Below are 7484 nucleotides of genomic sequence, written 5' to 3' on the forward strand. Positions count from 1 at the left end.
ACCATGACGAAGATCGACACGAGCAGCCCTGAGCGGGTGCTGCCCACCCCGTCCCACACGGTCGGCCCCTTCTACGGCTACGCGCTGCCCTTCCGCGGCGGCGAGGAGATCGCGCCGCTCGGCCACCCTGACACCGTCACCGTGCACGGGTACGTCCTCGACGGCGCGGGCAAGCCGCTGCCGGACGCCTTCGTCGAGGTCTGGGGGCCGCACCCCGACGGCACGGTCCCCCAGGTGGACGGCTCCATCCGGCGCGACCCCGCCACCGGCGGCTACCTGGGCCGCAACGGCGTCGAGTTCACCGGCTGGGGCCGCGTGCAGACCGACGCGAACGGCCACTGGTACACCCGTACGCTGCGGCCCGGCGCCCGCGGCCGCAGCGCGCCGTACCTGAGCGTCTGCGTCTTCGCGCGCGGGCTGCTCATGCACCTGTTCACCCGGATCTACCTGCCCGGCGACGAGGCCGCGCTGGCCGCCGACCCGCTGCTCACCCAGGTGGGCGAGCGGCGCGACACGCTGATCGCGGGCGAGGAGGCGGGCGCCACCTACCGTTTCGACATCCGCCTTCAGGGCGAGGGCGAGACGGTCTTCCTGGAGTTCCAGTGACAGAGGTTCCGGCAGCAGCCGACGACAGCGACAGCGGCCTGCTCGGGCCGGGGTGGGCCGGTTCCCCGGCCGCGAGCGCGACGAGCGACACGGCCTATCTGCGGGCCCTGCTCGACGCCGAGGCCGCCCTGGCCCGTGCCCAGGCCTCGCTGGGCCTCGTCCCGGCCGAGGCCGCCGCCGCGGTGACCGAGGCGGCCGACCCCGCCCGCTTCGACGTCCGCTCGCTCGCGGAGCGCGCCCGCGCCGGGGGCAACCCGGTCATCCCGCTCGTCGCCGACCTCACCCGGGCGGTGGGCGAGCCGTACGGCCCCTATGTGCACCGGGGGGCGACCAGCCAGGACATCCTGGACACGGCCACCATGCTGGTCGCCGCGCGCGCCCTGGACGCGGTCCTGGCCGACCTCGCCCGCACCGAGCGCGCCCTCGCCCTGCTGGCCGCCACCCACCGGGACACACCGATGCCGGGGCGCACCCTCACCCAGCACGCCGTGCCGACGACGTTCGGCCTGAAGGCGGCCGGGTGGCGGTCCCTGGTGCTGGACGCGCGGGACCGGGTCGCCCGGGTACGGCAGACGCTGCCCGCGCAACTCGGCGGCGCGGCCGGGACGGCGGCCGCCTTCCAGGCGTACGGCAGCGAGGACGCGACCACGCTGACGCGGGCGTACGCACGGGAAGCCGGCCTCGTCGCACCGCCGTTGCCGTGGCACACGCTGCGGACGCCCGTCGCCGATCTGGCCGGCTGTCTCGCGTTCACCGCGGGGGCGCTCGGCAAGACGGCCGAGGACGTGCTGACGCTGTCGCGCACCGAGATCGGTGAGGTGGCCGAGGGCAGCGGCGGCGGCTCGTCGGCCATGCCGCACAAGGCCAACCCGGTGCGTTCCACCCTCCTCGCGTCCGCCGCCCGCCGGGCCCCGCAGCTGGCGGCCGTCCTGTACGGCTCCCTCGCCGCCGGGGACGAACGGCCGGCCGGGGCCTGGCACGCCGAGTGGGAGCCGCTGCGCGAACTGCTGCGCCTGACCGGCGGGGCGGCCCGTGACGCGGCCGAACTGACGGAGGGCCTGCGGGTGGACGCCGCGGCCATGCGCCGGAACCTCGGCCTCACCCGGGGGCTGATCGTCTCCGAGCGGCTGTCCGCCGCACTGGCGCCCCGCCTCGGCCGTGCCCGCGCCAAGGAACTCCTCACCGAACTGGCCCACCGGGCGCACACCGAGGAGCGACCCTTGCGCGAACTCCTTTCCACCGAACCGGAAGTGAAGGACCTGGATCTGGCCGAGCTGACGGACCCCGCCCGCTACACCGGCTTCGCCGGCGCCCTCACCGACCGTGCACTGGAGCGACGTTGACCGTGAAACTCCTCAACCACCTCGACGAAGGCCCTGCTTCCGCGCCCCCGGTGCTGCTCGGTCCCTCGCTCGGCACCTCCCACGCCCTGTGGGACCAGGTCGCGCCCGAGCTGTCGGCCCGCCACCGGGTCGTACGCTGGGACCTGCCGGGGCACGGGGGCTCGGCGGCGGATCTGATCGGACCCGGTGCGACGGTCGGCGACCTCGCCGCGCTGGTGCTGGCCCTCGCCGACGCGCTCGGCATCGACCGGTTCGGCTACGCGGGCGTCTCCCTCGGTGGCGCGGTCGGTCTGCACCTGGCCGTGCACCACCCCGACCGGCTGTTGTCCCTGGCGGTCCTCTGCTCCTCCGCCCACTTCGGCGGTGAGACCCCCTGGCGGGAGCGGGCGGAACGGGTGCGCCGGGACGGCCTGGAGTGGCTGGTGGAGAGCGCCGACGCACGCTGGTTCACGGCCGGATTCACCGAGCCCCGTCTCGTACGGGACCACCGCGAGGCCGACCCCGAGGCGTACGCCGCCTGCTGCGACGCGCTCGCCTCCTTCGACCTGCGCGACCGGCTCGGCGACATCACCGTACCGACCCTCCTCGTGGCGGGCCGGCAGGACCCCGCGACGCCGCCCGCGCATCTGCGGGAGATCGCCGACGCGGTGCCGTCCTCGACCCTGGTGGAACTGCCCGGGGCCTCCCACCTGGCCCCGGCCCAGTGCCCGCGGGCCGTGCTCACCGCCCTGCGCACCCAGCTCGACGGTCCACCCGCCGGCGGCATGACCGTACGCCGTGAGGTGCTGGGCGACGCCCACGTGGACCGGGCGCAGGCCCGGCAGACCGCGTTCACCGCCCGCTTCCAGGACTTCATCTCCCGCTACGCGTGGGGAGAGATCTGGACCGACCCGACGCTGTCCCGCCGCGAGCGCAGCCTGATCACCCTGACCGCGCTGGTCGCGCACGGCCACTACGACGAACTGGCCCTGCACGTCCGGGCGGCGCGGCGCAACGGGCTGACCCCGCAGGAGATCGGCGCGGTACTGCTGCAGACCGCCGTGTACTGCGGGGTGCCGGCCGCCAACTCGGCCTTCGCGGTGGCCCGGCGGGTGCTGGCCGAGGAGGAGAAGCCCGAGGTGTGAGGATGCCCCCGCCGTCGCCCGGAGGTCGGCCGTCCTACCGCGCCCGCCCCGCCGCCAGCGCCTCCCGCGCCTGCCTCACCAGCCCGTCCGCTCCGCAGGCCCGGGCCAGATCCAGGCCCCGGTCGAGTTCGGCGACCGAGCCGGCGGCGATGCCGTACTCGACCCGGGCCGCCGCGTGTTCGAACTGGCAGGGTGAGGCCTCCAGGTAGGTGACGGCCTGCCCGGCGAGGTCGACCGCGCGCTGTCCGGTCTCCAGGGCGGCCGCGCAGCGCAGGGCCTCGCCGATGGCGGTGTCCGTGCCGAACCGCTCGGCCTGCCGGCGGGCGTCGGCGGCGAGTTGGGCGGCGCGGGCCGGGTCCTGCTCGGCGAGGGCCTTGGCGAGGTCGATGGACCAGGGGGCGAGGACGGGGTTGTGGCCGCCGCGGGAGGCGGCGGTCTTCTCGGCCGCCTCGAGTTCGTTGACGCCCTCCTCGGTGCGGCCGACGGCGAGCAGCAGCCGGCCGCGCACGGAGCGGATGTCGGGCAGCACGATCGTGGACGGGTACGGCGGTGCGAAACCATACTGCTCGGCGATCGACCAGGCCTCGTCGACGCGGCCGCGGGCCAGCAGGGTGTCGACGAGTCCGCAGGTGGAGGACCAGTACAGCGGCAGGCCGCGGCCGACGCGTTCGGCGAGCGCCAGGCCCTCGCGCAGGGTGTTCTCGGCGTCCTTGAGCCGCCCCTGTCTGCGGTAGGCGAGGCCGAGGAAGGCGTTGGCGAGGGAGAGGTGTCCGCCGCGCCAGCCGGCGCCGGTGTAGACGCCGCGGGCCTCGGCGAAGAGGCTCTCGGCGCGGTCGAGCCGGTCGGCGTAGGCGTATGCGCTGCCCAGCATCATCAGCAGTTCCATGCCCCACTCGGGGTCGGTCCAGCCGAGTCCGGGCGCGAGGCGCCCGTTGACGAGGGCCCGGTCGCACAGTGCGAGGACCTCGGCGGCGCTCTCGCCGTGGGTCATCGCGTCGAAGCCGCGCAGGATGAGCAGGGCGCGTTCGGCGTTGTCCCGGCCGGTGCAGGTGCGGGCGAGTTCGGCGAGGCTCCGGGAGCGGGCCGGGGAGACGGTCTCGCCGTGGATGCCCTCCCACATGTACTGGATGGCCTGCAGCCGCATCCGGACGGGGCCGGCGTCGTGCCGGGCGGCCTCGGCCTCGACCGTGCGGACGGCCTCCTCCAGCTGGTCGTTGTGGAGCAGCGCCTGGGAGAGGCGGACGACGGCGCCGACGCGGTCGTCGCCGCCGAGGCCGGGCATGGTCAGCGCGCTCTGCAGGTGGTCGATGGTGACGGCGGGTGCGGTCAGCAGGGTGGCGCAGCCCAGTTCGTACAGGACGTGTGCGTGGACCTCGGGGCGGGGCGGCTCCTCGAGGGCGCGTTCCAGGCAGCGGCGGGCCGCGTCGGGTGCGCCGACGGCGAGGTGCTCACGCGCGGCCTCGCGCAGCTGCTCGACGAGTTCTTCGTCGTCGTCCGGGTGGACCTTGAGCAGGTGCCGGGCGGCCTCGACGGCGCCGCGGCCCAGCTGGGTGATGATCTGTGCGGCGACGCCGTGCATGGCGGTGCGCACGCCGGGCGGGATGGAGTTGTAGACGGCGGTGGCGATCAGCGGGTGGACGAACTCCAGCTCGCCGTCCTCGTACTCGGTGCCGGTCGTGGGGTCGCACTCGGCGAGGATGCGGGCGCTGCGGAGGAGTTCGGCGCAGTGGCGGGCGATGTCGTCGTCCATGGTGGCGAGGCGGGCGACCATGTCGACGGTGATGTGGGTGCCGAGGATGGCGGCGGCCCAGGCGAACTGGGTGGCCTCCAGGCCGAGGCCCTTGAGCCGGTCGACCAGTCCGCCGCCGCGCGCGGCGCGGTTGAGGGCGCGCAGTTCGCCGGCCCGGGCCTCGACCGGCTGGAGTTCGCTGTCGTGCACCTTGGCGAGGAGCTCGACGGTGTCGTAGGGGTTGCCGGCGGTGACGGCCCAGACCTCGCGGCAGAAGGCGTCGTCGGCGTGCCGGCCGACGGTGGACCGGGTGAGCCCCGCGGTGGCGTCGGGGGTGAGGGCGCTGAGGGTGTTGACGGGACGGCCCGCGGCGGCGGCCACCGCGTCGAGGTGGCGGGCGCTGTCCCCGCTGACCTCGCCGGGCCGGCGGGCGACCACGACGAGGACGGACAGGTCCTCCAGGCGTTCGGCGAACGCGGCGAGCCAGCGCAGCGTCTCCTGGTCGGCCCAGTGCGCGTCGTCGACCAGCAGCACGAGCGGCCATTCGCGGCGGGCGAGGCGGCGCACCGCCGCGACGAGTCCGTCGCACACGTACTGCGGGTCGGGGCGGCCTTCCTGGGGGTCGACTATGCCGAGGGCGGGGCCCGCGATGTCGTACCAGTCGCCGAGGTATTCGCGGGCTTCCTCGGGCAGCAAGGACAACAGCGCGGGCTGGAGCAACTGCCGCACCACGTTGAACGGGACGGATCTCAGGGTCTCGGCGCCGCGGGCGGACCAGACCGTGCAGCCACGGCGTTCGGCGATGCGGCGCGTCTCGGCCAGCAGCGCCGTCTTGCCGAGCCCGGCCTCGCCGCGGAAGACGAGCAGACCGCCCGCGGACTGCCGGTCGGCGCACAGGTGGTCGACTGCCTGTGCGACGGTGGCGATCTCCGCGTCCCGCTCCCACAGGGGAGCCGAGGCGGTCGTCGGCGGCCGTCCCTCCGTCATCCCGTTACCTCCCCAGGTCGCCCGAATGACGTACAGACCACGAGCGTAGTCGTCCGCTGAGGTGTGTGGTGGCCGGTCGGGGCACCTGTTGCCCCGCCGGGTGAAAGTGAGTGCGGGCAGGCGACGCGCATCCGGCCCGACCAGCCGGTCAGCACCGGACGGACCGTCAACCCTGGCTGTGGGAGGCCGTTTCGGGCGGCTGCGCGGGCCGACGGTACGGACGGTGGCCGCCGGGTCGGTTACCGGCGAGGAACTGATCGACGCCGGGTGTCCGCGGGCGGCCGGGCTGCTCGACGGTGTCCGCCCCGAGCCGTCGGCGGACGCGCGCGGGTCCGGGCGGCTGGTGGTGGAGGCGGCGGAGAGGGAGCCGTGGAGCCGGGGCAGTCGCCGAGCGCCGACGAGTGACGGAGAAAACCCGGGCGAAATGTTCCGGTCCGCGGGATTGGCGGCGGATCCTCTCATCCCGCTTTCACCGTCGCCTCATACGGTGGGGACATGACGCAGGTGACTCCTCCCGGGTGGTACCCCGACCCCGGGCAGACGAATGACGGTCCGCCCACCGAGCGCTGGTGGGACGGCAGGGCCTGGACGGACCAGACGCGCCCCACCGGGACGGCCGCCGCATGGGGTCCCCCGACGCAGGCGCAGCCACCCGGCGGCCCGCAAGCGGGCTACCCGGCGCAACCGGCCGGCCCGGTGCCCTCGGCTCCCGCCGGGGAGCCGTACACGGCGCCCTCGGCTCCCGCCGGGTACGGCGCCTACCCGGGGTATCCGGCGTATCCCGGTCAGCCTGCGGCCGGACCGCGGCGCCGGCTGCGTACCGGTATAGCCGTCGCGGTGGCGGCCGCGGTCCTGGCGAGCATCGGAGTCGGTGTGTACGCCCTCTCCAAGGACGACGGCGGCAGCGACCGCGCCGGGTCGCGGCAGGGGCAGGACGGCGGCCCGGGCGGGCCGTTCGGCGGGTCCGGCGGGTCCGGGGACTCGGGCGGGTCCGGCGGGTCCGGTGGCTCGGGCGGGTCCGGCGGCTCGGGCGGCGCCTCGCCGTCGCCGAAGCAGTCCGAGGCGCCCAAGGTCAAGGGCGGCGGCACGGTGCCGGACCCGGTCAACGGCATCAGCCTGCCGGTGCCCCAGGGCTGGACCGGCCAGGCGATCAGCGTCGGCGCCCAGGTGACCTCCGACAACTCCTACAAGTGCCCGGGCAACAGCGACCAGACGTGCACCGCCGGCGGCGCCTACACCGCTCCGGCGGTGGCGCTGGGGATCGACGACGACACGGCCGAGAAGGTCGCCAAGGCGGACATCGCGGCCAACGCCAAGCAGTCGTACGGCGGCACCACCTACGGCAGCATCACCTCGCACGAGGTGCTGGCGTCCAAGGCGGTGACGGTGGCCGGACAGAAGGGCTACCTGGTGCGCTGGAAGGCGGTCACCAGCAAGGGCGCCGACGGCTACGTCGAGTCGGTCGCCTTCCCCTCCCCCAACGACGCCCGGCAGATCGTCGTGGTGCGCTTCGGCGTGGACGTCGGCCAGAAGGTGTCCGTCATCGACGAGATCCTCCGGGGGATCAAGGTCTCGTCCGGCGGCGGGAACGGCCAGGACGTCTGACGGCTTCCGGATGAAGCAGTCGGGCGGGGGGGGGGGCCCCCCCCCCGGGGGGGGCCCCCCCCGGCCGGGGGGTGGGGGGCGCCCCCCGCC

General features: G+C 75.2%; 5 protein-coding genes. 4 read left to right on the forward strand and 1 reads right to left on the reverse strand.

Annotated features, from left to right (window positions below):
* Positions 1-3 precede the first annotated feature (3 nt).
* The 3 genes from pcaG to pcaD are packed head-to-tail and all read left to right on the forward strand — an operon-like array spanning position 4 to position 3073.
* On the forward strand, positions 4-606 hold the full coding sequence (pcaG, locus tag ACGFRF_RS04680; protein ID WP_393737142.1) for a protocatechuate 3,4-dioxygenase subunit alpha: 603 nt from the start codon (positions 4-6) through the stop codon (positions 604-606).
* A complete protein-coding gene (pcaB, locus tag ACGFRF_RS04685) occupies positions 603-1949 on the forward strand; it encodes a 3-carboxy-cis,cis-muconate cycloisomerase (RefSeq protein ID WP_393737143.1) in 1347 nt (448 codons plus the stop codon). The genes pcaG and pcaB overlap by 4 nt, the downstream gene beginning before the upstream one ends.
* Positions 1946-3073 (forward strand): 3-oxoadipate enol-lactonase, encoded by a 1128-nt coding sequence (gene pcaD, locus ACGFRF_RS04690; protein ID WP_393737144.1) that lies wholly within the window; start codon positions 1946-1948, stop codon positions 3071-3073. The genes pcaB and pcaD overlap by 4 nt, the downstream gene beginning before the upstream one ends.
* 34 nt (positions 3074-3107) lie before the next feature.
* Here pcaD and ACGFRF_RS04695 read toward each other — a convergent pair whose 3' ends face one another.
* Complete coding sequence (locus tag ACGFRF_RS04695) at positions 3108-5789, reverse strand: ATP-binding protein (protein ID WP_393737145.1); 2682 nt, start codon at positions 5787-5789, stop codon at positions 3108-3110.
* A 495-nt stretch (positions 5790-6284) separates the two neighbouring features.
* Here ACGFRF_RS04695 and ACGFRF_RS04700 point away from each other — a divergent pair, with 495 nt between their 5' ends.
* A complete protein-coding gene (locus tag ACGFRF_RS04700; RefSeq protein ID WP_393737146.1) occupies positions 6285-7394 on the forward strand; it encodes a DUF2510 domain-containing protein in 1110 nt (369 codons plus the stop codon).
* Positions 7395-7484 lie beyond the last annotated feature (90 nt).

Source organism: Streptomyces sp. NPDC048521 (assembly GCF_043199855.1).
GTDB lineage: Bacteria > Actinomycetota > Actinomycetes > Streptomycetales > Streptomycetaceae > Streptomyces.